Origin of the sequence: Natronomonas moolapensis 8.8.11, from assembly GCF_000591055.1 — an archaeon.
In the GTDB taxonomy this organism is placed as follows: Archaea; Halobacteriota; Halobacteria; order Halobacteriales; family Haloarculaceae; genus Natronomonas; species Natronomonas moolapensis.
Window position 1 is genome coordinate 2,510,441 of sequence record NC_020388.1, and the last position, 23,357, is coordinate 2,533,797.

General features: G+C 68.6%; 24 protein-coding genes. 11 read left to right on the forward strand and 13 right to left on the reverse strand.

Features of this window, described 5'->3' with window-relative positions; genetic code table 11:
- Positions 1-21: 21 nt before the first annotated feature.
- Positions 22-252, forward strand: a complete 231-nt coding sequence (locus tag NMLP_RS12100; RefSeq protein ID WP_015410407.1) for a DUF7860 family protein — start codon at positions 22-24, stop codon at positions 250-252.
- A gap of 124 nt (positions 253-376) precedes the next feature.
- On the opposite strand, the gene NMLP_RS12105 is transcribed toward NMLP_RS12100, so the two are convergent.
- The 3 genes from NMLP_RS12105 to NMLP_RS12115 are packed head-to-tail and all read right to left on the reverse strand — an operon-like array spanning position 377 to position 3,356.
- Complete coding sequence (locus tag NMLP_RS12105; protein WP_015410408.1) at positions 377-1,168, reverse strand: dolichyl-phosphate hexose transferase; 792 nt, start codon at positions 1,166-1,168, stop codon at positions 377-379.
- Positions 1,169-1,221: 53 nt separating this feature from the next.
- A complete protein-coding gene (locus NMLP_RS12110; RefSeq protein WP_015410409.1) occupies positions 1,222-2,820 on the reverse strand; it encodes a GMC family oxidoreductase in 1,599 nt (532 codons plus the stop codon).
- Complete coding sequence (locus tag NMLP_RS12115) at positions 2,817-3,356, reverse strand: gluconate 2-dehydrogenase subunit 3 family protein (protein ID WP_015410410.1); 540 nt, start codon at positions 3,354-3,356, stop codon at positions 2,817-2,819. Before NMLP_RS12115 ends, NMLP_RS12110 begins: the two co-directional genes overlap by 4 nt.
- Positions 3,357-3,451: 95 nt before the next feature.
- Between NMLP_RS12115 and NMLP_RS12120 the strand changes: the two genes are divergently transcribed.
- Complete coding sequence (locus NMLP_RS12120; RefSeq protein WP_015410411.1) at positions 3,452-5,056, forward strand: ABC transporter permease; 1,605 nt, start codon at positions 3,452-3,454, stop codon at positions 5,054-5,056.
- Positions 5,057-5,126: 70 nt separating this feature from the next.
- On the forward strand, positions 5,127-5,876 hold the full coding sequence (gene aglF / locus NMLP_RS12125; protein ID WP_015410412.1) for a UTP--glucose-1-phosphate uridylyltransferase AglF: 750 nt from the start codon (positions 5,127-5,129) through the stop codon (positions 5,874-5,876).
- Between the two features lie 44 nt (positions 5,877-5,920).
- Here aglF and NMLP_RS14625 read toward each other — a convergent pair whose 3' ends face one another.
- The 4 genes from NMLP_RS14625 to NMLP_RS12140 all read right to left on the reverse strand — a co-directional run bounded on the left by NMLP_RS14625 (position 5,921) and on the right by NMLP_RS12140 (position 9,635).
- Complete coding sequence (locus NMLP_RS14625; protein WP_015410413.1) at positions 5,921-6,079, reverse strand: DUF3149 domain-containing protein; 159 nt, start codon at positions 6,077-6,079, stop codon at positions 5,921-5,923.
- Positions 6,080-6,176: 97 nt separating this feature from the next.
- Positions 6,177-8,963: an alanine--tRNA ligase gene (gene alaS / locus NMLP_RS12130; protein WP_015410414.1), complete on the reverse strand. Its 2,787-nt coding sequence runs from the start codon at positions 8,961-8,963 to the stop codon at positions 6,177-6,179.
- A gap of 90 nt (positions 8,964-9,053) precedes the next feature.
- Positions 9,054-9,260, reverse strand: a complete 207-nt coding sequence (locus NMLP_RS12135) for a DUF7561 family protein (protein WP_015410415.1) — start codon at positions 9,258-9,260, stop codon at positions 9,054-9,056.
- Positions 9,261-9,386: 126 nt separating this feature from the next.
- Entirely contained in the window at positions 9,387-9,635 is a 249-nt protein-coding gene (locus NMLP_RS12140) for a hypothetical protein (protein WP_015410416.1), read from the reverse strand.
- Positions 9,636-9,925: 290 nt separating this feature from the next.
- On the opposite strand from NMLP_RS12140, the gene NMLP_RS12145 reads away from it, so the two are divergent.
- The gene (locus tag NMLP_RS12145) at positions 9,926-10,624 is read left to right on the forward strand and encodes a DUF7530 family protein (protein WP_015410417.1); all 699 of its coding nucleotides are present in this window, start codon (positions 9,926-9,928) and stop codon (positions 10,622-10,624) included.
- 10 nt (positions 10,625-10,634) lie between these two features.
- On the opposite strand, the gene NMLP_RS12150 is transcribed toward NMLP_RS12145, so the two are convergent.
- Positions 10,635-11,630 (reverse strand): alanine dehydrogenase, encoded by a 996-nt coding sequence (locus NMLP_RS12150; RefSeq protein WP_015410418.1) that lies wholly within the window; start codon positions 11,628-11,630, stop codon positions 10,635-10,637.
- A 407-nt stretch (positions 11,631-12,037) separates the two neighbouring features.
- Here NMLP_RS12150 and NMLP_RS12155 point away from each other — a divergent pair, with 407 nt between their 5' ends.
- From NMLP_RS12155 to NMLP_RS12175, 5 genes are all read left to right on the forward strand, one after another.
- Positions 12,038-13,627, forward strand: a complete 1,590-nt coding sequence (locus tag NMLP_RS12155) for a methyl-accepting chemotaxis protein (protein WP_015410419.1) — start codon at positions 12,038-12,040, stop codon at positions 13,625-13,627.
- Entirely contained in the window at positions 13,624-14,106 is a 483-nt protein-coding gene (locus NMLP_RS12160) for a hypothetical protein (RefSeq protein ID WP_015410420.1), read from the forward strand. The genes NMLP_RS12155 and NMLP_RS12160 overlap by 4 nt, the downstream gene beginning before the upstream one ends.
- Positions 14,107-14,613: 507 nt before the next feature.
- Complete coding sequence (locus tag NMLP_RS12165) at positions 14,614-15,372, forward strand: PDDEXK family nuclease (protein ID WP_015410421.1); 759 nt, start codon at positions 14,614-14,616, stop codon at positions 15,370-15,372.
- Between the two features lie 125 nt (positions 15,373-15,497).
- On the forward strand, positions 15,498-16,505 hold the full coding sequence (gene endA, locus NMLP_RS12170; protein ID WP_015410422.1) for a tRNA-intron lyase: 1,008 nt from the start codon (positions 15,498-15,500) through the stop codon (positions 16,503-16,505).
- Positions 16,506-16,586: 81 nt separating this feature from the next.
- Positions 16,587-18,197, forward strand: a complete 1,611-nt coding sequence (locus NMLP_RS12175) for a tryptophan--tRNA ligase (RefSeq protein ID WP_015410423.1) — start codon at positions 16,587-16,589, stop codon at positions 18,195-18,197.
- A gap of 45 nt (positions 18,198-18,242) precedes the next feature.
- On the opposite strand, the gene ygfZ is transcribed toward NMLP_RS12175, so the two are convergent.
- The 4 genes from ygfZ to NMLP_RS12195 all read right to left on the reverse strand — a co-directional run bounded on the left by ygfZ (position 18,243) and on the right by NMLP_RS12195 (position 20,546).
- Positions 18,243-19,325, reverse strand: coding sequence for a CAF17-like 4Fe-4S cluster assembly/insertion protein YgfZ (gene ygfZ, locus NMLP_RS12180; RefSeq protein WP_015410424.1), 1,083 nt, complete (start codon positions 19,323-19,325; stop codon positions 18,243-18,245).
- 113 nt (positions 19,326-19,438) lie between these two features.
- Entirely contained in the window at positions 19,439-19,741 is a 303-nt protein-coding gene (locus tag NMLP_RS12185) for a DUF6432 family protein (RefSeq protein ID WP_015410425.1), read from the reverse strand.
- A gap of 82 nt (positions 19,742-19,823) precedes the next feature.
- Positions 19,824-20,147 carry an ASCH domain-containing protein gene (locus NMLP_RS12190; RefSeq protein ID WP_015410426.1) on the reverse strand — a complete coding sequence of 108 codons (324 nt, stop codon included), beginning with the start codon at positions 20,145-20,147 and terminating at the stop codon, positions 19,824-19,826.
- A gap of 36 nt (positions 20,148-20,183) precedes the next feature.
- Positions 20,184-20,546 carry a DUF5518 domain-containing protein gene (locus NMLP_RS12195; RefSeq protein WP_015410427.1) on the reverse strand — a complete coding sequence of 121 codons (363 nt, stop codon included), beginning with the start codon at positions 20,544-20,546 and terminating at the stop codon, positions 20,184-20,186.
- 192 nt (positions 20,547-20,738) lie between these two features.
- Here NMLP_RS12195 and NMLP_RS12200 point away from each other — a divergent pair, with 192 nt between their 5' ends.
- Positions 20,739-21,842 carry a DUF2157 domain-containing protein gene (locus NMLP_RS12200; RefSeq protein ID WP_015410428.1) on the forward strand — a complete coding sequence of 368 codons (1,104 nt, stop codon included), beginning with the start codon at positions 20,739-20,741 and terminating at the stop codon, positions 21,840-21,842.
- 57 nt (positions 21,843-21,899) lie between these two features.
- On the opposite strand, the gene NMLP_RS12205 is transcribed toward NMLP_RS12200, so the two are convergent.
- Positions 21,900-22,232 carry a hypothetical protein gene (locus tag NMLP_RS12205; RefSeq protein WP_015410429.1) on the reverse strand — a complete coding sequence of 111 codons (333 nt, stop codon included), beginning with the start codon at positions 22,230-22,232 and terminating at the stop codon, positions 21,900-21,902.
- A 170-nt stretch (positions 22,233-22,402) separates the two neighbouring features.
- On the opposite strand from NMLP_RS12205, the gene NMLP_RS12210 reads away from it, so the two are divergent.
- Positions 22,403-23,278 (forward strand): polyprenyl synthetase family protein, encoded by an 876-nt coding sequence (locus NMLP_RS12210; protein WP_015410430.1) that lies wholly within the window; start codon positions 22,403-22,405, stop codon positions 23,276-23,278.
- Positions 23,279-23,357: the final 79 nt, after the last annotated feature.

Here is a 23,357-nt window from a genome sequence, read left to right on the forward strand (position 1 = left end):
ACCCCAGCTGGAATCCGAGACATGACCGGCCGTACCAGGGAGATCGACTACCCCAAAGTGACCAAACGAAGCGTCGCGCTCGGCTTGGCCCTCTTTTTATTTGGCGGGCTCGGGCGAGGCCTCGTCCAGACGCTGGGAGTGCAGCTCCCGGCGTGGGAGTTGACCCTCCTGTTCGATCTGGAGGTGCTCGGAATCGGCATCTTCCTGCTGTCACCGATCGTATTCGGTGTCCTTCTGCCCCTCACCGAGTGACCGGAGGCACTCGAGCAGAGGGAGTCCCAGCGTCTAGTTGCGATCGGGTGTCAAAGTTCAAGGGGAACGTCGCGTGTTTTGCCGCGGGAAGAGAATCAGTCGTCCGGCCGAACCCACACCCGGCCTACCGGAACCGTTCTTCCAGTGAGACCTTCAGAATAGACTTCGCGATCGCGAGGCCGCCCTCGATCGGGTCGAGTTTCGTCTCGCCGGCGCGCTCGCGGTAGGCGATCGGGTGCTCGCGGACGTCGTAGCCCCGCATCAGCGGCCGGATCAGAAGCTCCGCCGAGAGACCGGTGTTCTCGGTCCACTCGATCGACTCGACGACCTCCCGGCGGTAGGCGCGCATCCCGGTCGTGGTGTCGTGGACGACCTCGCCCATCAGGGCGCTCGCGAGGGTGGCGAAGGCGCGGTTGCCGAAGCGGTTGAACGCGGGCATCGCCTCGGCCCCGTGGTAGAGGCGGTCGCCGCTGACCACGTCACACCCCTCGTTGATCGCCGCGAGGAACGCCGGCAGTTGCTCCATCGGATAGGTGTCGTCGCAGTCGGTGGTGACGACGATCGGCCGATTCGGCGCGAGGATGGCCTCCCGGACCGCGACCCCGTAGCCCTGCGGTGCCTGTTCGATCACGCGCGCGCCGTGCTCGCGGGCGATCTCGGGCGTTCGATCCGAGGAGCCGTCGACGCAGACGACCTCCGCGTGGCCGTCGGTGACGGTCTCGATGTCGTCTAGCACCGTCCCGATCGCCGCCTCCTCGTTGTAGGTGCCCATCACGACGCTGACGTCCTCGAAGGTGTACTCCTCGGGGTCGTCGCCCGTCGTGTCTCCGGCGTCGATGGCCGTGCCCGCGGCGGCCGTGTCGGCCTCGTCGCGTCTGTCCTCGCGTCCGTTCGCCCGCCGTTGCATCGAACTCATTACTACGTCTCTCTCCCGGGGACGCTTAACTTTTTAGGTCTACCTAAAAATTTTCAGAGGGCGTCTCGGACGTCCTCGGCCGCGCGCAACGCGAGCGCGGCGATGGTGAGCGTCGGGTTCACCGCGCCGCCGGTCGGGAACGCGCCGCTGGTGACGAGCCAGCAGTTCCCCAGGTCGTGGGTCCGGAGGTGGGGGTCGACGACGCTCGCGTCGGGGTCGGTGCCCATCCGTGTGGTGCCCATGTGGTGATACGCCGGGCCGGTGTCGTCGGGACCGACCTGCCAGGTGATCTCCGCACCGAGTTCCGAGAGGATCGACGCCTGGATCTCGTTGGCGCGCTCTATGCTCCGCAGCGCGCGGTCGCCGACGTTCCAGTGGACGTCCGGCACGGGGTTGCCGTGGTCGTCGGTCCGGTCCGGATCGAGGCCGACGTAGCTGTCCTCGCGGGGCAGTTGCTCGACGAGCGCGCCCATCCCGATGTGGGTGCCGTAGTCCTCGCGAAGCTGCTCTAGCAACTCGTCGCCCCAGGTGTCGGCCGACAGCGCCGCCTCGGCGGGCGAGGGACCGTCGTAATTGAAGAACTCGAGTTTGAACGGCGCGATGTCCTCGTCGGCGTCGTCGTAGAACGCGTGGCTCTCGCTTGTCAGAAAGCCGACGTGGTTCTGGCGGGTCGGCTCCTCGAGGACCCCGCCGGTGCCCGCAAACAGGTGATCCATGAAGTACCGGCCGACGAGGCCACTGGAGTTCGCGAGACCGTCGGGGTACTGTTCCGACTCCGAGAGCAACAGCAACCGTGGCGTCTCGACCCCGCCACAGGCGACGACGACGGCGTCGGCCGCCTGTCTGTGCTCGGTTCCGTCGGGGGTGGCGTAGACGGCCGCCCGAACCCGGTCGGCGTCGTGCTCGAGCCGCTGGACCGGGGCGCGGTCGATCACCGTCGCGCCCTTCGATTCGGCCCGCTCGACGTGGACCGTGGCGTCGTACTTCGCGCCCGAGGGACAGACCGGCTGGCAGGTGCCGTAGCCGACGCAGGCCGACCGGCCGTCGTAGGTCTCGGAGTTGCGGGCGTTCGGCACCGAGTGCATGTCGATCCCGAGCGCCTCGCAGGCCTCGGCGAAGAGGCCGTCGCTGTAGGAGGGGGGAAACGCCGGCATCGGGAACGGCTCCTCGCGTGGCGGGGCGTCGGGGTTGTCGTCCGCCCCGGCGACCCCGAGTTCGCGCTCGGCGGCGGCGTAGTGCGGCCGGAGGTCGGCGTAGTCGATCGGCCAGTCCGGGCCGACTCCGCGTTCGGTCCCGGAGTCGAAATCGTCCTCGTGGAGCCGCATCACCATCCCCTGCCAGTGCAGCGTCGAGCCGCCGATCCCCTTGATGCGGGCGTGGTTCAGGGGGTAGAACCACTCCCCGGAGGCCGAGTGCGCGTCGCGTTCGGGGTCGCCGTCCCACACGTCCGGGCGGTCGTAGGCGGGCCGGATCGCCCGTTCTTGACGTTCGAGCCGGTCGGCGGGGTCGAACCGCGGGCCGGCGTCGAGGACGACGACCTCGTGGTCGGCCGCCAGCCGGTCGGCGACGAGCGCGCCCGCCGGCCCCGCGCCGACGATACAGACGTCGGCGTCGGGGACGGGCGACCGATCCGTCGCCCCGCCGCCGTTCATCGCGGTCCCCGCTGGTAGCTCTCGGTGCCGCCGGGGTGGCCCTGGGGGTTCTCTATGCCGACGAGTTCGCCCCCGGTCGGGGAGGCGTACAGCGCGAGCAGGAGTTCGTTGACGACGTAATACCGGATCCGTTCTGCGGTCGTCCCGTCGGGAACCTCCTCGGCGGTGTCGGCACCGACCTCCCGGAGGAGCCGGTCGCGCTCGGCGGCCGACAGCGACGCGAAGCGGCCCCCGTACCACGAGCCGGCCCAGTCGTCCAGTTCCTCGACCGCGTCCCGGATCCCCGCCGCGTGCTCGGAGTCGTCGAGCCGTCCCGCGAGGAACCCCTCGACGAAGCCCTCGGTCCCCGAGACGTCGCCCGGGTAGACGACCTCCGCGGCCGCCACGAACGTCGCTCGAATCCGATCGCCCGGGGGCTCCGGCCCCGGGTCCCGGTCGGGACCGTCCGGTCGACTCCGGTCGGTCCCGAACGCGACCGCCCCGCCGGCGCCGAGCGCTACCAGGGCTGCGGCCGCGTCCCGCCGCGTCAGTTCCATACACCTTTTTAGGTAAACCTAAAACTTATATCCGTTGGTCCGATCCGATCCACATAAGGGCGGGAGCGACGTCTCCCCCGACAGTATCAACCGCCATGGAACCAGAGAACGACTCCGCCGACGGGCGCGTGAACCTTCCGTTTTCGCCGGGGCTGACAGCGCTCTGTGGCGCGATCGCCGTTGCGCTCGTGTTCCCGCTGGCGTGGCTGTTCCTCGAGGTAGTGACCGTCGACCCGGGACGCGCGCGCGAACTCACGTTCAGTGCCGGCACCGCCGACGTTCTCCTCAACAGCCTGCTGTTGATGATCGGCGTGACCGCCTGCTCGATCCTCCTCGGGGTGCCGCTGGCGTACCTGACCGTCCGAACGGACCTTCCCTTCCGGCGCTTTTGGTCGATCGCGGTCGCGCTCCCGCTCGTCGTGCCGAGTTACGTCGGTGCGTTCGCGTTCGTCTCCGCGTTCGGTCCCCAAGGCGAGTTCCGCGATTTCTTGGCCCCCTTCGGGGTCGAGCGGCTGCCGGAGGTCTACGGTCTGCCGGGATCGGTGCTCGTGATCACCCTCTACACCTACCCCTATGTTTATTTGACCACCCGGGCCGCGCTCGTTTCGTTCGACACGCGGCTGATCGACGCCGCACGGACGCTCAACTACGGTACGTGGAGTGGGTTCCGTCGGGTGACGCTCCCACAGATACGCCCGGCCATCGCGGCCGGTGGGCTTTTGACCGCGCTGTACGCTGTCTCGGACTTCGGCACGCCGGCGATCATGCGGCTGTCCGTGTTCACCCGGGAGATCTACGTCGAGTACAACACCTTCGGCCAGGAGTACGCCGCGTTGCTCTCGATCCAGCTGCTCGTTCTCGTGCTCGCCGTGCTCGCGCTCGAGTGGGCGATCCGCCCGGACCAGAACGTTCGCGGTGACGACGCCGACCGCGCCGGGAGCCGGATCCGGCTGGGCCGCTTGCGCTGGCCTGCGGCGTTGCTTCCCGCAGGCGTCACCGCGATGGCGCTCGCCGTTCCGGTCTGGATCCTGCTGTTGTGGCTGTTCCGAACGGACGTCGCGAGGCGGCCCTCGATGGCGTTCGAGTGGACACAGGCGGTCAACTCCGTGTCCGTCGCCGCCACCGCCGCCGCCGTTGCGACGCTGGCTGCCCTCCCAGTGGCGTACTTCGCTGCGACCCGCGACTCCCGGCTCGGGACGCTCTTCGAGCGGGCCACGTACGTCGGCTTTGCCGTTCCGGGCGTCGTGTTAGGGCTCGCGCTGGTCTTTTTCGGCGCCGGCTACGTCCCGTGGCTCTACCAGACGCTGCCGCTTTTGATCTTCGCCTACGTCGTCCGCTTCGTGCCCCAGGCCGTCGGGACGACCCGAACATCGATCCTCCAGGTCGACTCGAAGCTCGTCGAGGCGGGGCGTACGCTCGGAGAGTCCCCGATAGGCGCGTTCCGACGGATCACGCTCCCGCACATCCGGTCGGGGCTCGTCGCGGGTGCTGCCCTCGTCTTCTTGACGACGATGAAGGAACTGCCGGTGACGCTCATCCTCCGGCCCTCGGGCTTCGAGACGATCGTCACCCAGGTCTGGCGGGCCCAAGAATCCGCGCTGTACCAGTACGCCGCCGTGCCCGCGCTGATCTTGATCCTCATTTCGGGGCTCTCGATGGTCGTGATGCTCGCCCAGGAGGGCGAGGGACACGGGTTATGAGTGCGCCCAGAGAGCGGGCACCCTGAGAGCAGACCGAAAGGATTTGCCCCGGGGGCCACAGCGTGGAGGTATGAACGCAGTCGTACTCGCAGCCGGCGAGGGGACGCGCCTCCGCCCGCTCACCGAGGACAAACCCAAAGGGATGGTCGAAATCGACGACACGCCGCTTCTCACCCACTGTTTCGACCAGCTGATCGAGTTGGGGGCGGACGAACTCGTGGTGGTGGTCGGGTACATGAAGGAAGTCATCATCGACCACTACGGCGACGAATACGAGGGGGTCCCGATCACGTACACCCACCAGCGAGAGCAAAAAGGGCTCGCACACGCGCTGTTGACGGTGGAAGACCACGTCGACGACGACTTCATGCTGTTGCTCGGCGACAACGTCTTCGAGGCGAACCTCACAGACGTCGTTCGCCGCCAGCGTGAGGACCGCGCCGACGCCGCCTTCCTCGTCGAGGAAGTCCCCTGGGAGGAGGCCTCCCGCTACGGCGTCTGCGACACCAACGACTACGGCGAAATCACCGACGTCGTCGAAAAGCCCGAGGACCCGCCGTCGAACCTGGTGATGACGGGGTTTTATACGTTCACGCCGGCGATCTTTCACGCCTGTCATCTCGTCCAGCCCTCCGACCGCGGCGAGTACGAACTGAGCGATGCGGTCGACCTGTTGATCCAGTCCGGGCGGACGATCGACGCGATCGGCCTGGAGGGGTGGCGTATCGACGTCGGATATCCTGAGGACCGCGAGGAAGCCGAACGACGGCTACAGGGGGGACACGAGGTCGACGACGCGGCCGAGGCGACCTCGAAGTGAGCGGCCGGCGCCGCCCCGCCGGGCGCGACGGTCGTGTGTGCTCGTCAAACGCCGTGGCCGTTGCCGTCGTGGTCGTCGGTCTCCGGTGCCTCGCTGATCTTTCCGAACGCCCAGATGAACGCGGCCATGATGACGAACGTCATGACGATTACCAACACCGAGACGGCGACCGCCGGGTTCGAAAGCGCCTGCAAGGGGATCATATTGCCCGGTTCCGTACCGGCGTATAAAAATACCACGGGTTCCACAGGACACAAGCGTCGCTCCCCGGCGGCGGCCGAGCCGACGAGGCGAGCGGAGTCAGGCCTCCGAAAGCCGCCGCAACACGTCGCCGGCGTCGGCGAGCGCGTCGGCGAGCGCGTCGGTGTCGGGACCGCCGCCCTGCGCGAAGTCCGGCGGCCCACCGCCGCCCCCGCCGACCCGGTCGGCGAGTTCCCCCACGACCGCCCCGGCGTCGATGTCGACGTCGTCGGGGACCGCAACGACGAACGTCGCGCCGTCGAGGCCGCTACCGAGCACCGCCACGGAGCCTTCCTCGACGAGGGCGTTCGCGGTCGCTCTGAGTTCGTCCATGTCGGCGTCGACGCGCTGGACGACGGCAGTTGCGTCCCCGAGGTCGACCTCCTCGCCGGCGTCGCCGCCCTGAGCCCGAACCGCCGCGAGTTGCTCTTTGAGCTCCCCGATCCGCTTGCCGCGTGCCTTCCACTCCTCGAAGAACCGCGTCGCGGTATCGGGGACCGCCTGTGGGGAGACGTCGAACGTCTCCGCCGCGGAGTAGAGGGCGTCCTCCGTCCGCTGGGTGGCTTCGACCGCGGCGTCGCCGGCCGCGAAGACGAGCCGTTCGACGCCGTCTTGAACGCGTTCCGTCGAGAGGATTTTGATCGTCCCGATGTCGCCCGTCCGGAGGACGTGAGTCCCGGCGCAGGCCTGGACGTCGTCGGCGACGTGTACCAATCGGAGCTTCTCGCCCGGGGGGATCCCGCCCTGGTAGAGGTCGAACCCGTGTTCGTCCTCGGCGTCCTGTCGGTCCGGCCACTCCTGGGTGACCGCGGCGTTGTCGGTCACGACGTCGTTGGCGACGCGTTCGATCCGTTTGACCTCCTCGCGGGAGATGCGCTCGTAGTGGCGGATGTCGAACCGCGAGGAGTCGGTCCCCTTCTGTGCGCCGGCCTGTCTGACGTGGTCGCCGAGCACCTGCCGGGCGGCGTAGCCGACGATGTGGGTCGCGGTGTGGTGGGCCATCAGCCGCTCGCGTCGGGTTCCGTCGATCGCTCCGCGGACGAACTCGCCCTTGCCGGGGTTCTCGTCGGTCCGGTGGAGGACGACGCCGTCGACCTCCCGGGCGTGAGAGACCTCGGCAGTCACGTCGTCGGTCGAGAGCGTCCCCGTGTCGGCGGGCTGGCCGCCGCCCTCGGGGTAGAACATCGTCTGATCCAACACGACGTCGTAGCCGTCCTCGCGCTCGAAAACGTCGAGAACGACCGCCTCGAAGTCGGTTCGTTCGGGCTCGTCGTAGTAGAGTTTCTCCGTCTCCGGGAGGTCTCCGACGCGCTCGTCGGCGTCGGTGCCCGTCTCGCCGTCGCCACCGTCGTCCGCCTCGCTGTGACGGGCGGCCACGAGCGAGTAGAAGTCGTCCGGGATCTCGACGTCGGCACCGTGTTCGGCGGCGATCTCATCGACCATGTCGGGCTGGATGCCGCGGCTGTCGTAGAGTTCGACGACCTCCGCTAAGGGGATGGGCTCGTCGCGGCCGGCGTACTCCTCGGCGAGCCGTTCGACCTGCCTGCCGCCGCGTTCGAGGGTGTCGCGGTACTTTTCGACCTCCGTGCGGACGATGTCGCGGACCGTATCGCGGTTCGAGTAGCCGAGCCGCTCGGCCTGCATATCGACGAGCTCGTCCAGGGGTGCGTCGACGCCGACGGTGTCGGCGAGCCGTTTCGTCCGCCGCAACACCATCCGCGCCAGGTAGCCGGTACCGACGTTCGAGGGGACGATGCCGTCGCCGAACATGTACGCGAGCGTCCGGGAGTGGTCGGCGATGGCGTAGACGTTCTCGAGCGGTTCGACGAGGTCGCGCAGTTCGTCGACGCCGACGCCGAGCGTCTCGGCGACGTCGCCGCGGGCGGCCTCGACGTCGTCGACATCGTCGATGTCGAGTTGCCCGGAGAGGCGTGCGGCCCGGCCGATCAGTTCGGCCTCCTCGTCGGTGTGGTCGATCCCGGCGTTGTCCTTCAGGAAGTCGATCATCTCGGGGTAGACCGCCTCGTACACCGTCGGCGTGCCCTGTGACATCCACGTCCAGCGTTCGAGCCCGTAGCCCGTGTCGACGATGTAGGTGTCCATAAAGGAGTAGCTGTTCCCGTCCTTGAGTTCGTACTCGCCGTCGGGGTCTCGTTCCATGCACATAAACACGAGAGTGGCGAGTTCGAGTCCCCGGTAGATTACCTCGATGGCGGGGCCGGCGTTGCCGCCGCCGACCCAGGGGTCCTCGATATAGGTGACCTCGGAGATGTCCGCCCCGAGCGACTCGAGCAACTCGTCGCAGTAGGCGACGGTCTCGCTCTTCCAGTACACCTCGCCCTCGTAGGCGTACTGACTGGGAGTCTCGATGTCCTCGCGGGCGTTGAACGCGTGGTGAGCCATCATCTCGAAGGCCATCGTGTGTCGGCCGGTCTTGCCGACGTTGTCGATGTCCTGCATCCGGATGCAGGGCTGGGAGACACACAGCGGGTTCGCGGGCGGCGGCGTCTCGCCGGAGGTGACGAGCGGCTGGAAGTCGTAGATCGACGCCTGCGTCAAGAGGACGTCGTCGCGCCAGCGGTTCGCCGCGACGGGGTAGGGGTCGATCCGCTCGTGGTCGTGCGCCTCGAAAAAGGAGAGAAACGCCTCCCGCATCTCCGAGAGGCTGTAGGCCTCGTCGAACCCCGGATCGTCGATGAACTCGTAGTCGGCACACGGCGGTTCCCCGCACAGCTCACGGTCGGGGTCCCGCGTCCAGAAGTGCGCCCCACAGGAGGGACACTCCGTTCGCTCGAAGCCCTCCTCGTGGAAGTACTCGAGTTGATATTCCTCGGCGAGTTCGCTCATTACACCCCGTTTGGCCCGTGACCGGCTAAAGGGTTTTCGAGTGTCGGAAGCCGGGGAGACGCCGCGGCCCGACGGACACGTCGGCGGTGGCTACTCCTCGCGGAGGGCGAGGACGTCCGCCTCGGTCGGCTCCTCGGGGAGAGCGTCGAGACAGGAAAAACAGAGGAAGTGTTCGCTCCCGTCCTCGAACGCCAGCGTCATGCCGCCGGTTCCGGACGGATCTGACGACCAGAGGCCGGCGATGCCGCCGCCGATCGCGACGTCCTCGCCGCAGGCGTCACAGGGGTCGGTGGCCATGCGCCCGGTTCGGGGCGCGGAAACAAAAACCGTCCGTCGGGGGACTGTCGAGACGGAGGCGGGGCGGAAAGCGAGAACGGAAACCGAAACGAGTGCGGACCGGGTCGCCGGGAGGCGGGTGACGCCTCACTCGGGCGGGTGCAACACCAGCCCGTCGATCAGCGCGGCGACAGCGACGAGCGCGCCGGTTCCGAGAGCGGCCCACTCGGGAATCGAGGCGAGTTGTCCCGCGGTCCACGCCGCGAGCAACGCGAGCGGGATCGCCGCCAACAGGGCGTCGTAGCGGGTGATATCGGCGGGGTCGAGAAGGGACGGTTCGTCCGGGGCCGGACGGGCGATCTCGGGGACGTCTCTGCTGGGTTGGCGCTCGGACATAGCGATACACCTTCAAGTGTGAGTAGTACCCACACCGACTAAAATTTTTCCCGAAGTTACGACCGATCCAACCAATTGTATTTCCGTAAGTTATCGGCGCGGTCGGCGGCACCGGACCGAGCGGCCGGAATTTAAGACGGGGCGAGCCGTCCACCCGGCATGCGCGCGTTCGCGACCGGGTCGGGACGAGCCGGCGAACGGGAAGCGATCCCGGGACGGCGGCCGGCCGCTCCGACGCCCCGCCGACGGCAGACGAGAGCCGCCGGTACCGGCGACCGGGGGGGACGGTGATGGATCCCGAGTACGGCGAGACGTGGGCCTACGAGAGCATCATCGGCGCGCTGCCGGGGATCGATCTCTCGGCGGGCGAGGCCATCGCGATACAGTTGGCCGTCTTCGAGGTCTCGGTGCTCGCGTTGGCGTGGTACTACGACCTCCGGGCCGCGGCGCTGGCCGGGACGGCCGCGGTCGTCGTCGCCGCGCTGGGAAGCGCCGAGATGCTCCGGATCAGCGCCGCCGCGCGCCGTCCGGAGACCCCCGAGTCCTACCGACGGCTGCTGTTCGGCTCCAGCATCGAGGTCGTCCTCTCGGTGCTGGCGTTTATCGCCTTGGTCACTCACCTGTTCGTCTTCGACACCCGGAGCCCCGATCCGCTCGTCGAGACGCTGTTCGGGACCGACCCGCCGACGCTCGTGGTGTATCTCACGCTGCTCGTCCTGTGGGACCTCTGTTATCGGATCGCCACGGGGTGGTGGGTCGCGATCGTCGGGCTGTGGCGGTCGGTCCGGTATCGCTTCGACGACCGGACCGCAGGGGTGCTCCGGCGGGCCGACCGGGAGTCCGTGCTGTTCGGCCTCCTGCAGCTCCCGCTGTTGCCGTTTCTCACCGACCACCCCGTGCTGTTCGCCGCGCTCGCCGCCCACGTGGCCGCGGTGCTCGTCATCTCGGGGGCGTCGCTCGGGCTGTTGTGGCTCCGGGGATACCGGTGAGCGGGGTCGGCTACCGGAGTTCCGTGTCGACGAGCGTGAACCCCGTCCCCTCGCCCCCGGCGTCGGCCCGCTCGTAGACGACGCGGGCGGCGGCGACGTCCTGGATGGCAAGCCCCGTCGAATCGAAGACGGTGAGGCCGTCCTCGGGGGTCCGTCCGGAGCGCTTCCCGGCGACGATCTCGCCCAGCTCGGCGTGGAGGTCGCCGTCGGTGAGGGTGCCGTCGTCCCAGGGAACGTTGATCTCGCCGGAGTGGGTACACTGCTCGTAGTCGTCGATGACGAGTTTCGCGGACGCGAGGACGTCGGCCGCGAGTTCGTTCTTGCCGGGCGCGTCGGCCCCCATCGCGTTGACGTGGGTGTGTTCGCCGAGGTCGGCAGCGTCGACGATCGGGGACTCGACCGGCGTCACTGTCGAGAGGACGTCACACGAGGCGGCTTCCGAGACCGATCCGGGGCGGACGTCGAAGGCGTCGCCGAAGCGCTCGAGGAACGCCTCGACCGCCGCCTCCCGCTTGTCGGTGACCACTACGGTCTGGATGTCGCGGACGGTCGCGATCGCCTCCAGTTGGGTGTACGACTGGACGCCCAATCCGACGATACCGAGCGACCCCGCGTCGGGGACGGCGAGACGATCGGTGGCGACGGCGGCGGCCGCGCCGGTCCGCTTTCTGGTCAGCGTCGTGCCGTCCATCACCGCCAGCGGGAACGCGGTCTCGGGATCGGAGTAGATCATCGTCCCCATGACGGTCGGCAGGCCGTGGGCGTCGGCGTTGTTCGTGTGGGAGTTGACCCACTTGATCCCCGCGGCGTCCCACTCGCCCGAGTCCATGTACGCCGGCATCGACCGGAAGTCGCCGTCGTACTCCGGGAGGTCGATGTAGGACTTGGCGGGCATCCGGACCCGGCCGGCCTCGTAGGCGGCGAAGGCCTCCTCGACGGCGACGATGACTTCGGCCATGTCGGCGTTCTCGTCGACGTCGGTCGGGTTCAACAGTAGCGTCTCCATGGTCTGTGTTCGTCGGATTCAGCCTTATATTGTCCGCCTCGTCTGTCGGTCGATGGCGCGTCTCGTCCCCCGCCGGTGTTCGGTTCGACCACACACCCGCTGTGGCTTCTTGTTCGGGAACGGGGTACGGATACCCCCGGGGGTGTCCGCGGCGGCCGAGCGTGTCCCCACGCCGCACCCGTCTTCCACGCGCCTCCGGGCGTGTCGACCGTCGGACGTGCGACGCGGGGCGTCGAGCCGCTGTTCCGGCTAAAATATAACTTATATTTCATTTTTGCCTATATTTGCGGATGCCGGTTTCGAGGGCTGAGACGGGCTGTACCTTTTTATTATCCCCACGCGGTCTCAGCGTAGGAGGAGACATATCGAATGCACATTACTATCGAGGCGGGGTCGGGAGGGCGCCGGTGCGGGTGATCCGATGGTTCCGGCGACGGCGGTTGGCGAAGTTCGCGGCCGCCTTTGGCGCGGTCCTGATCGCGATGGTCGCGATCGGAGCGGTCGCGTATCTCGATGCGGCAACCCGCGTTCCCCCCGAGACACGGGTCGTCGTCGCCCGGACCCTCGCGCTCGTCGTCGCGACGGCCGTACTCGGGATCGGGACGGTGAGCGTACTGTTGGCCCGTCCGACGGTGAAGGGGATCGAAGAACTCGCGAGCCACGCCCGCGAGATCGAGTCCGGATCGCTCGACGGCGAGGTATCGGCGGCGACCGACGACGAGCTGGGGGCGCTGTACGACTCGATGAACGCCATGCGAGAGACGATCCGGGTCCGGATCGAGGAAGCCGAAACCCAGCGGGAGCGCGCTGAGACCGCCAAAGCGGAGAGCGAGGCGCTCGCCGGGACGCTCGAAGAGCGGACGGAGGCGTTCGCGGCGACGATGGCCCGGACTGCCGACGGCGATCTGACCGCGCGAGTCGAAGCCGACCCCGACGACCCGGAGTCGCTCGAACGCGTCGCGACGGGGTTCAACGGGGCCATGAACGAACTCCAGGCGGTCGTCGACGGCGTCGATCGGTTCACCGAGGAGGTCGTCACGGCCGGGGAGGCCTCGACGGATCGGATCGACACGGCCGTCGGGAACGGGCGGGACGCAAGCGACGCGATGGGCGACATCGCGGCCGACGCCGGACGACAGAGCGACGAACTCGTCGAGACGACGGCGGAACTGGAGGATATGTCGGCCACCGTCGAGGAGGTAGCGGCCTCGACGGGCGAACTCGCCGATACCTCGGAGCGAGCGGCCGCGTTGACCGACGACGGGCGGGGAGCGGCCAGCGAGGCGGTCGAACAGCTCCACCGGATCGAGTCGCGCTCGGAGTCGACCGTCGAAACGATGTCCGAACTGGAGGCGCAGATGGACGAGATGGAACGGATCGTGACGACGGTAGCGGGGATCGCCGATCAGACCAACATCCTGGCGCTGAACGCCTCGATCGAGGCCGCCCGCGCCGATGGCGTGGGCGACGGGTTCGCGGTCGTCGCTGAAGAAGTCAAATCGCTCGCCGAGGAGACGGCGGCGTCCCTCGAGGAGATCGAGACGATAATCGAAGGGCTGCGCGCGTTGACCGAGCAGGGAGCATCGGACATCCGGGAGATTCAATCCGACGTCGAAGCCGGCGTCGAAACCGTCGAACGCGTCGACTCGGCGCTGGCCGACATCGACGTCCTGGTCACGGAGGTCGACGAGGGGGTCAAACAAATAACCCTCGCGATGGACGAGCAGGCCAGGTCGCTCGCCGACGTGACTGCCACGGTCGACGACCTGACGGAGTTCAGCCGGGCGACAACCGAGAAGGCCGAAGCGTTGAGTTCGACCGCGGACGAACAGGTCGTCACCCTCACCGGAGCCGCGGAGAACACCCACGCGCTGTTGGGGAGTGCCAGACAGTTGCGGGACTCTCTCGAGACGTTCTCCCTCGGGACGACGGACGACGTCGACGCGTCGAGCCCCGCAGGCTCTATCGACCGGGAGGTGTCTACCCCGAACTCATGAGCGCCCTCGAATTCGGTTCGGAATCCGAACGGCTCTCCCGCGTCGACGCGACGAGCGTCGTCGTCGCGTCGGTGCTCGGAAGTTTCGCGTTCGGTATCGTGATGAGCCTGACGATGGGCGACGTCCTCTTCGCCGCCATCCCGGCGATGTACGGACTCGGCGGGGTCGATCCGACGACGGGAACGCTGTTGGGGTGGGCGATCCACGTTTCACACGGGACGGTACTCGGCTTGGTCTTCGGCGGCGCGTTCAGCGTCGCGGTCCCGCTCGGAGACGACACTCGGCGGTGGGCCGTCGCCGGCCTCGCCTACGGCGCGGCGCTGTGGCTCGTGCTCGCGACGTTTGTGATGCCGGTCTGGGTCGGGGCGGTAACCGCCTCGTCGCCGCCGGTGCCCGACGTACGGCCCTGGAGTCTGGTTGGGCATCTCCTCTACGGGGTGTACCTGGGCGCGTTGATACCGATTTACAGACGGTACTGACGCGGACCGGGAGCGATTCCGTCGGCGGCGCTGCCGACGGTGACGTTCCAGCCGGCGGCGTTTCGAAAGGCCGTTGTGGTGGTGGAGAGTCGCCAGTGCGCCCGGAGGGCGGCCTCGGGGTCAAGCGGTCGAAAAGAGACGAGATCCGGTCGTCAGCGCGGGAGCATTACCGACGTTTCGGTTGCGGGCCGTGGCGCGGTTGCAGCGGGATGAACCGCGTGTCGTCGGCGTCGGTGGATTCGGTTTCGGTCGGTGCTGCGTCGAGTGACGTGTTTCGGGTGGACATTGTGGGTTGTGTTGGATGGTCGGAAGGCGGTACCCGGCCGGCGGCTGTCACCCGAGTCGTACCAGCGCTGTCATTACACCACCGTTCGAGCCTATCCTTAATAAATGTTGATGATCGTGTCCGGCCAGGGGGTCGGGGCCCCGCTCCGGCGGCCGTCGGAGACGGTCCGTCCCCGGTAGCACTCCCGTGAATTTAAATACCGAAACGGGGGCAGACGGCCCATGTCGATCCGAACCATCGCCGGCGACTGTCTCGTCCGTTTCGAGGGGCGCCGGGAGCGAACCGTTCGAGGCCGAGTCGTAGTGCTCATAAAGCCCGACGACACCGTGTTGGTCCACGACGTCGACGGCTACCAGCCGGCCGCGTGGCTCACCCGCCCGGAGTCGCTGTCCGTGAGGCGCGATCCGCTGTGGCTGCTCGCCAGCGACGGCGAGGAGACGCTGCGGGTCGAGGCCGTCGGGGACGTCGTCGTCGCCGAGCACGACGCCACGGACGCCGGAACTCCCGTCGGGACGTGTCGCTGCGGCGGGCAGTTGGTCCGATCCGGATCTGACGTCGCCTGTCTCGGCTGTGCCGAGCGGTTCGGCCTCCCGGACGGCGCGTCGGTGACCGAGTCGGCGTGTGACTGTGGTCTCCCGCAGTTCCGGGTCGAGCGCGGCGAGCGCTTCGAGTTGTGTCTGGACTACGAGTGCGGGTCGTTGCTCGAGGCCGTCGAAGGGCGGTTCGACCGCGAGTGGGACTGCCCGAACTGCGGCGGCGACCTCCGGATCCTCCGGCGCGGCGGCCTCATCGCCGGCTGTGAGGACTACCCCGACTGCGAGACGGGGTTTGCGATCCCGGACGGGCACGTGGTCGGATCCTGTGACTGTGGGCTTCCGCTGTTCGAACGCCCGGGTGGGTTGCAGTGTCTCGACGCCGGCTGTTCGGCCGACGGGACCGAGGACACAGCGGCGGACACAAAAGCGAGGACGGATGGGTGAGCCGACTGCTTCGGCGTCTTGCCCGCCCGCCGGATCCGAGACCGGAGGTGGAGACGGGAGCGGAACCGAAACGGGGCGAACGGCGGACCGCAGCCGATTTACGCGCGGCACCGATGAGTCCGCGCATGGAAGGCCACCTGACCGACGGGGTCGTCGAAGTCGGCGCGAACGGCCGCGAGCGGTACTACGACTCGCGGGGCTACGGTCGGCCTCGCGGCGAGGGCGTCGACCTCGCCCCCGTCGAGGCCGCCCACCTCCTGTACCGCGGCGACCTCGACGCGGTCGACGGGACCGGCCTCGGCGGCTTTCTCGCCGACAACGACGGTGTCGTCGTTCCGTTTCTCGTCTACAAGGACCTCCGCGAGCGGGGCTTCTACGTCTCGCCCGCCCGGGAGGGGTGGGTCGAGGACGCCGACGGTGCGGACTTCGTCGTCCACCCACGCGGAGACGGCCCGTGGGACGGGACCGTCGAACACCGGGTCCGGGTGGTCGGCGAGCGCGCGTCGGTCGCGCTCGGGTCACTCGGCGACGTGGTCCTCGCGGTCGTCGACGAGGAGAGCGAGTTGACGTACCTCGAGACCGACCGCCCCGACGTCGAGGGCTCGAACGTCGCCAGCGAGTTCCCGACCGTCGACGGGGACCTGCTCGGCGACCGCGTGCTCTGTTGGGACCCGCCGGCGGCGCTCTACGAGCGGGGGTTCTACGGACAGCCGCTCGACCACGAGGGGGGCGCCGTCCAGTTGTCGTTGCTCGAGGCGGCGTCTCTCACGGAGCGCGGCGCGCTGTCCGTCGACGGGGGGACAGACGCCATCATGGCTCGGGGGCGGTCGGCCGAAGGGGATCGATTCGACCGACGATACACCGTCTACCGGGCGCTCCGCGAGCAGGGAGTCGTCCCGAAGACGGGGTTCAAATTCGGGGCCGACTTCCGGACGTACGACGGGGTCGAGCATATCGACGACCTCGGTCACTCGGAGTTGCTCGTCCGGGTGCTCCCGGCCGGCGTCGAGCGTTCGCCCCGGGAGATCGCCCTCGACGTTCGCCTCGCACACGGCGTCCGAAAGCGGATGCTCTTCGCGCTCGTCGGGTCCGGTTCGGTCCGGTGGCTGTCGGTCGGCCGGTTGACGCCCTGAAGTGCCGCTGTCCCACATCCGCCGCGTCGGCCCCGGTGAGCAAGCGAACGGCTTTTGAGCGGACCACCCGGACGACACTCCATGGCAGACGACGGAACTCACGACGGCGAGAGCGAGTCGGCCGTTCGGAGCGACGGCGGAACGAATGGTGCCGACGCCGGATCGCCGGCGGCGCTTCGCGCGGACGGCGGAGCCGTCGACGAGGTGGCGCTGGATCCGTGGGGCTCCTCGACCGTCGACGACTACCGGAAGCTCTTCGAGGAGTTCGGCATCGAAGCCTTCGAAGAGGTGTTACCCCGGGTGCCATCGCCACACTACCTGATGCGCCGCGGCGTCATCTTCGGCCACCGCGACTACCGGCCGGTCGCCGACGCGATGGCGAACGACGAGCCCTTCGCTACGCTGTCCGGATTCATGCCGACCGGCGATCCCCACATCGGCCACAAACTGGTCTTCGACGAGTTGATCTGGCATCAACGACAGGGGGCCGACGCCTACGGCCTCATCGCCGACCTGGAAGCCCACGCCGCCCGCGGGCTGTCGTGGGACGAAATCGACGAGCACGCCGAGAGCTATCTCCTCTCGCTCATCGCGCTCGGCTTCGACCCCGACGACGGAACGCTGTACCGCCAATCGACAAACCGCGAGGTCCAAGATCTCGCCTTCGAGCTCGGGACGAAGGCGAACGTCTCGGAGCTCGGGGCGATCTACGACTTCGACGGCGAGACCGAGGTCTCATACATGGAGTCGGTAGTCACCCAGATGGCCGACATCCTCTATCCGCAACTGGAGGAGCCGAAGCCAACCGTCATCCCGGTCGGCCCCGATCAGGATCCACATATGCGGCTGGCGCGGGACCTTGCCGGCCGGATGCGGTACTTCGGCGTCACCGAGGCGTACGCGAGCTTCGAACTCGACGGCGGGGAGCGCGAACTCGTCGCCGAGGCCTACGACGCGCTCTCGACGGCGGCCGACGACCCCGACGCCGACATCCGGTGTGTCGACGCCGCCGAGTGGCTCCGGACGGAGCGCCCGCCGGCGGGCGCACTCGAGAGCGCGGTCGAGACGCTGGAGTCGGGCGGCAAGGAGCCTCTCCGGCCCCGCGTCCGATTTCTGGACCGCAACGCGACCGACGAGGCCTTCGAGGCGCTCATCGAGGCCGTCGAGGGCGAAAAGCGGGTCTACGAGAGCCACATCGACAGCTTCGATCTCTCGCGAGCCGAGGCCGAGACGCTGGCCCGCGAGGTCGAGACCGACCACGGCGGCTACGGCTTCCTCCCGCCGTCGTCGATCTATCATCGCTTCATGACCGGCCTGACCGGCGGCAAGATGTCCTCGTCGATCCCGGCGAGCCACATCAGCCTGCTCGACGACCCCGAGGAGGGCTACGAGAAGGTCAAATCCGCGACCACGGGCGGCCGCGAGACGGCCGAAAAACAGCGCGAACTGGGCGGGGAGGCCGACGAGTGCCCGGTGTACGAGCTGTACGCATACTTGCTGTCGGGCGACGACGACGAGTTCGCGGCCCGCGTCTACGAGGAGTGCGTCGGCGGCGAGCGCCTCTGTGGCGGCTGCAAAGAACAGGCCGCAGAACTCATGGCCGAGTTCCTCGAAGAACATCAAGAGAAACGCGAAGAAGCCAAAGCGGTGCTGGCGGACCTCGACGTCGAACTGAGGAGCGACCGGCCGTAGTGGACGCGCGGGAGACGAGTAAGTGAACCGACGAGACCGGTGTTTTCAGTACTCCGGGAGTCGCCGCGACCGCGAGGACCCCTCGACGAACGGGAGCTCGACGAGGGAGGCGTCGACGTCCTCGCCGTCGATTCGGACGGACATGTCCCCGGCGTCGAGGCCGTACTCCACGAACGCGAGCGCGATGGGGGCTTCGAGCGAGGGGCTGTGATCGCCGCGGGTCACCTCGCCGACGTGTTCGTCGCCGGCGAACACCGCCGCACCGGGGTCGGGAACGGCGTCGGGGCGGAGACCAGCCAACTGCCGGGAGGGCTGGCCCCGGTTTTCGATCTTCGAGACGACTTCCTGGCCGACATAACAGCCCTTCTCGAAGTCCAGCGCGTTCCGGAGGCCGAGAACGTTCGGGACCGTCCCCTCCAGTTCCGTCGAGAACAGCGGCGTCCCGGCTTCGAGCAACAAGTATTCGAGCGTCCGATAGCCGAACGGCGCGGCGTTGAGGCCGTGATTGACCAGCGCGTCGAAGACGTCCGGGGCGTCCTCGGCCGCACAGATGACCTCGTAGCCCTCCTCGCCTGTCAGATCGTCGGTCCGAAGGACCGTCACTCCCCAGTCGCCGAGGGTGCCACGGACGAACGACAGCGGCCGGTCGGGCGAACTCGGCCCCGTTAGCACCGACGCGATCTTTTCGGTCGCCTTCGGTCCGTGGACGCCGAAGACGCCGAAGTCGTCGCTGGCGGCCCGGACCTCGACGTCCTGGATGAACGTCTTCTCGGACCACTTCGCGGCGAGGTCGGTCGCCGTCCCCGGCGGGACGAAACAGAGCAGTTTCTCGTCGGCGTTGTACACGTACAACTCCGTCTCGATGCCACCCTGTGCGTCGAGCAACAGCGCGTAGACCCCCTGGCCGTCCGTCTCGGGGACGCGGTTCGAGACGGCGTTGTCGACGAAGTCGACCCGGTCGTCGCCGGTGACTTCGAGGACGCCGTAGCCCATCTCGATCGTCCCGACGACGTTCCGGACGGCCCGGTGGACGCGCTCGGGGCGGCCGTAGTGGTCGACCACCCGGCGACCGCCGCGTTCGGTGAACGTCGCGCCGTGGGATTCGTGGAGTTTCGCGACGACAGTCATCACCGGAGCGAACGGGCCGAAGGGGTAAAACGACCGCGTCTCGCGGGGCGCGGAAGATTCAGACCCGAACCGCGTCTCGTGGAGCGTCGGACCCGAACCGCGCCTCGCGGCACCTACAGCCCGAGTCGCTTGCGAAGCCCCTCCAGGAGCGACGATTCCCCTTCGTGTTCGTCGGGGTCGAACTCGGGGACGACCCGGTCGTCGGGGTAGATCCGCATCGGCCCGTCGCCGTTCTCGACGGTGATCAACCCGGCGTCTTTGAGTGCGGCGAGCGCCACCTCGAGTTCGTCGATGTCGGCTTCGACGTTGCTCCGGAGTTCGAACACCGTCGCGCCTTCCTCGGTCCGGTTGACGAGGGCGTCGAGCACCGCGACCTCCGTGCCGTCGCGGTCACGATACTCCCGCTTCGCCTGCATATCCGACCGTTCGTCCGGGGTGGTCTTAACGGTTCGGCGCGTCGGGGCGGTTGGCTGGTCGGCGCATCGGACTGCCCCCGTGTCACTCGAGCGTCTCGAAGCGATACGTGATGATCTCGCTCGTGCCGTCCCACTCGAAGTCGCCTGGGTGGACCTGTTCCATCCGCCGTTTGTACGCCTCGAGGGAGGGCGAACCCTCCCGTTTCGCGTCGGCGTCGGTCAGGTCGCCGAGTGTCCGTTCCTCGACGTCCGTCACCTCGACGGTCGCCCCGTCGAGATCGAACGTGTCGCCCGCCGCGGCGTAGCGGTTGGCGGCACCGCGGCTCAGTTGGGTTATTTCGCCGTCAAGGACCGCATCTTTGACGTGGTCGTTCGGGAGTAACGCGTCGGGGTCTATTTCAGCCATATCCACCATTAGGCCGGCTCCGTCTTAAGAGCCAAGCTACCGGTTGAGGAAACCGCCGACGGCGCCACCGATGGCGCTGTCGACGGCGAAGACGAACGCCACGAGCGCGCCGACGGCGAGGACGCCGACCCCGCCGAGCAGCCCGAAGGGGCCGCCGACGGTGATCCCGACGAGCGAGACGACGACGGCGAGCCCGAGGGCGATGCCCAGCCCGCCGACGGCTCCCGCGAGGAGACCGTGCCACGCGCCGCGTCCGAGGCCGCCACCCGCGATGAACCCGGCGACGCCCCCGGCGAGCAAGCCGGCCCCGACGTGGCCGACAACGGGGATCACGAAGGCGAAGACGCTTGCGACGACCCCGACGAGGAAGCCGACCAACACCGCCGTCCAATCGGTCATATTCGCGGTAGGGCGGACTGACAGATATGGCTGACGGCCGCCAGAGTGGACGCGGGACGCCGGTGGTCCGGCGTGTACGATACGACCGGGCGGTGGCCCGCTCGCGGCGACGCCTCCCGTGTGATCCAAACAGGCGGCGCGGGCGACGGTCGCCGGCCGGACGTATAAGTGGCCGGCGGCTGACCGCCGATCATGGACCCCGACGCCCTCCAGGCCGAAGTCGAAAAGTGGGTTCGAGACGGCATTATCACCGAACAGCAGGCGGAGACGATCCTCGAGCGCTACGAGACGGAGAGGCCGGGGCGATCCCGCGTGGTGATCGCGCTCTCGGCCGTCGGTTCGGCCCTCGTCTTCGTCGGTCTCGTGTGGTTTCTGGCGACCAGCTGGGCGGACCTCCCGACGGCCGCACAGGTCGTCGTCCTGCTCGCGGCGCCGGGGCTCGCCTACCTCGGCGGAGCGGTCGCCGCCCGGCGGTCGCTCCCACGGGCGGGGCTGGCGCTGTCGCTGCTCGGCGCGGTGTTGACCGGCCCCTCGCTGTTTTTGCTCGCCGACCTCGCCGCGGTCGATGTCGCCACCGTGTGGCTCCTCTTGGGGTGGACGGCGGTCGCGCTCCCGACGGGACACGCACTCGGCTCCCGCGCGGGGACCGGGATCGGACTCGCCGTCCTGGCCGGTCTCGTGCTCGAACTCACGGACCCCGGCGATCCGACCGCTCCCCTGTCGCTGCTCGGCGTCGGCCTGTTCGGGTCCGCGGGGTTCCAGCGCGACCGCGTCGGGTGGGCCTACCGGGCCGTCGGCGCGACGTTCGCCCTCGTGGGCCTGCTCGCGTTGACGACGCGCGAGGGCCGGTTCGGCGGGTTCGACCCCGGGGCGTCGGCGACGCTCGGTGTGCTTGCCGTCGGCGCGTTCGCGGCGGTCGGGTGGCTCGGGCTCGGCCGAGATCGCGCCGGGGGGCGGTGGGCGGCCACAGCGCTTGCGGCGATCGTCGCCGGGACGGGCACCGCACTCGCCGCCCCAGAAACAGTCCCGAACGCGGCCGCCGTCGGCATTGCACACCTCTGTGCGGTGGCGACGATCGCGGCGACGGGTTACTACGGCTACGCGAGGGGCGCGCGCCGGTTCGTCGATTTGGCCGCGATTGCGGCGCTCGCACAGACGCTGTCGTTCGTCGCGACGACTGTCGTCGACGCGCTGTCGGGGGCGATCGCGCTCGTCGTCGCCGGAACGATTCTCATCGTCGCCGGGGTCGGCCTCGAGCGGGGGCGCCGATCGATCCTCGCGCGGACGGGAGACTGAGCGAACGGCGCGCCTCCCGGAGCCGACAGCGCGGTCTCGATCGCTTCGGGCGGGCGGCTACTCGGTTTCGAGGGTGCTCTCGCCGGCGAGGACGCGGTAGCTCTCGAGCGTGCCGGCCATCGGCGGCGCGTCGTCGTCGTCCTTCCGTTGGACTCCGTAGTCCATCCACTGCCCTCGAGAGTAGCTGTACATCTCGAAGGCCTCGTCGGTCTCGATCACGACGTCGACGACGGGGTCGTCGGGCGCGTCTGCCGGCACCGTCGCGGATCGGACGTCGCTGTCGGCGTCCATGACCCAGACCGCGAGACCGTCGGGGCCGAGCCGGGCTTTCGCTTCCGACTCCGAGAGGGGTCCGTCGGGCCAGCCATCGGCGGGTTTCGGTTCGTCCATACGGGACGGAGGGGGGCCGCGGGCAAAGGGGCTTCGCCGTCAGCGCGTCGGTCGGTGGTGTCGGTGGTGTCGGTGGTGTCGGTGGTGTCGGTGGTGTCGGTCGCGCTCGCCGCCGCGACACGATCGATCGCATCCGTCACGTACTTCCGAACACCGTCCCTACGTCGGTTATGGAGTATCTCGAGCGCCGTCGGGCGCTTGTCGAGTCGCGGCTCGCGACCGTGCTCGAGGCGGCCGAACCGGGGGCGATGACGGAGCGACTGGAGCACGTCTCGCTCTCGGGCGGCAAGCGCGTCCGGCCGATGGTGGCGCTTCTCGCCTTCGAGGCGGCGGGCGGGGAGCTAGTCGGCGAGGACGGCCGGGGGTCGGCGGCCTCCGCGGAGGCGATCGATTTCGCCGTGGGGATCGAGCTGGTTCACAACGCCTCCCTGGTCGTCGACGACATCATCGACGAGTCGGAGCTTCGGCGCGGCGTCGAGAGCGCGTGGACAGCGTTCGGTTACGGCCCCGCGATGGCGACGAGCGACGGGCTGCTCGGGGAGGCGTTCTCGCTGTTCGGCAGCGACGATCGGGCGATGCGCACCGTCGCAGAGGCGATGGTCGAGTTGGGCGAGGGCGAGGCGACCGAACTCGTCGCCCAGCCGACGACCGAAGCGGAGTACATGGAGTTGGCCCGCCGGAAGACCGGCGCGCTGTTTCGGGCTGCTGCCGAGTTGGGGGCCATCGCCGCCGCCGCCGACACCTACACGATCGAGTCGTTCGGCGGGTACGCAGAGCGCGTCGGGATCGCGTTTCAGATCCGCGACGACGTCCTCGATGCGACCGCGGAGGCCGACGCGCTCGGCAAGCCGGCCGGCCGCGACGAGGCCATGGAGCGCCCCTCGCTGGTCCGGATCACCGATTTGACGCCCGAGGAGGTCAACGGCCGCGCACGTGAGGAGTCCGAGGCGGCGCTGTCTGCGCTGGCGGCGGCCGATCCCGGCGACTCGCCGGCGGTCGGCTACCTGGAGGATCTCGCCGAGTTCGTCGTGGTTCGAGGGCGGTGAGGCGAGCAGCGAGGCGAGCGCCAGCGAGCCTCGAAGAAGCGAGCGCGGAGATTGACATCCTCCCCGCGCTGAAGCGCGA

Coding starts and splice junctions, on each gene's coding strand:
- NMLP_RS12165 (WP_015410421.1), top strand. CDS start 14,614: ATGTCGATCCGAACCATCGCCGGCGACTGTCTCGTCCGTTTCGAGGGG.
- NMLP_RS12150 (WP_015410418.1), bottom strand. CDS start 11,630: ATGGAGACGCTACTGTTGAACCCGACCGACGTCGACGAGAACGCCGAC.
- NMLP_RS12205 (WP_015410429.1), bottom strand. CDS start 22,232: ATGGACGAACCGAAACCCGCCGATGGCTGGCCCGACGGACCCCTCTCG.
- NMLP_RS12115 (WP_015410410.1), bottom strand. CDS start 3,356: ATGGAACTGACGCGGCGGGACGCGGCCGCAGCCCTGGTAGCGCTCGGC.
- NMLP_RS12100 (WP_015410407.1), top strand. CDS start 22: ATGACCGGCCGTACCAGGGAGATCGACTACCCCAAAGTGACCAAACGA.
- NMLP_RS12135 (WP_015410415.1), bottom strand. CDS start 9,260: ATGGCCACCGACCCCTGTGACGCCTGCGGCGAGGACGTCGCGATCGGC.
- NMLP_RS12185 (WP_015410425.1), bottom strand. CDS start 19,741: ATGCAGGCGAAGCGGGAGTATCGTGACCGCGACGGCACGGAGGTCGCG.
- NMLP_RS12110 (WP_015410409.1), bottom strand. CDS start 2,820: ATGAACGGCGGCGGGGCGACGGATCGGTCGCCCGTCCCCGACGCCGAC.
- alaS (WP_015410414.1), bottom strand. CDS start 8,963: ATGAGCGAACTCGCCGAGGAATATCAACTCGAGTACTTCCACGAGGAG.
- NMLP_RS12120 (WP_015410411.1), top strand. CDS start 3,452: ATGGAACCAGAGAACGACTCCGCCGACGGGCGCGTGAACCTTCCGTTT.
- NMLP_RS12195 (WP_015410427.1), bottom strand. CDS start 20,546: ATGACCGATTGGACGGCGGTGTTGGTCGGCTTCCTCGTCGGGGTCGTC.
- NMLP_RS12190 (WP_015410426.1), bottom strand. CDS start 20,147: ATGGCTGAAATAGACCCCGACGCGTTACTCCCGAACGACCACGTCAAA.
- NMLP_RS12175 (WP_015410423.1), top strand. CDS start 16,587: ATGGCAGACGACGGAACTCACGACGGCGAGAGCGAGTCGGCCGTTCGG.
- NMLP_RS12140 (WP_015410416.1), bottom strand. CDS start 9,635: ATGTCCGAGCGCCAACCCAGCAGAGACGTCCCCGAGATCGCCCGTCCG.
- aglF (WP_015410412.1), top strand. CDS start 5,127: ATGAACGCAGTCGTACTCGCAGCCGGCGAGGGGACGCGCCTCCGCCCG.
- NMLP_RS12145 (WP_015410417.1), top strand. CDS start 9,926: ATGGATCCCGAGTACGGCGAGACGTGGGCCTACGAGAGCATCATCGGC.
- NMLP_RS12160 (WP_015410420.1), top strand. CDS start 13,624: ATGAGCGCCCTCGAATTCGGTTCGGAATCCGAACGGCTCTCCCGCGTC.
- NMLP_RS12105 (WP_015410408.1), bottom strand. CDS start 1,168: ATGAGTTCGATGCAACGGCGGGCGAACGGACGCGAGGACAGACGCGAC.
- NMLP_RS12210 (WP_015410430.1), top strand. CDS start 22,403: ATGGAGTATCTCGAGCGCCGTCGGGCGCTTGTCGAGTCGCGGCTCGCG.
- NMLP_RS12200 (WP_015410428.1), top strand. CDS start 20,739: ATGGACCCCGACGCCCTCCAGGCCGAAGTCGAAAAGTGGGTTCGAGAC.
- endA (WP_015410422.1), top strand. CDS start 15,498: ATGGAAGGCCACCTGACCGACGGGGTCGTCGAAGTCGGCGCGAACGGC.
- ygfZ (WP_015410424.1), bottom strand. CDS start 19,325: ATGACTGTCGTCGCGAAACTCCACGAATCCCACGGCGCGACGTTCACC.
- NMLP_RS14625 (WP_015410413.1), bottom strand. CDS start 6,079: ATGATCCCCTTGCAGGCGCTTTCGAACCCGGCGGTCGCCGTCTCGGTG.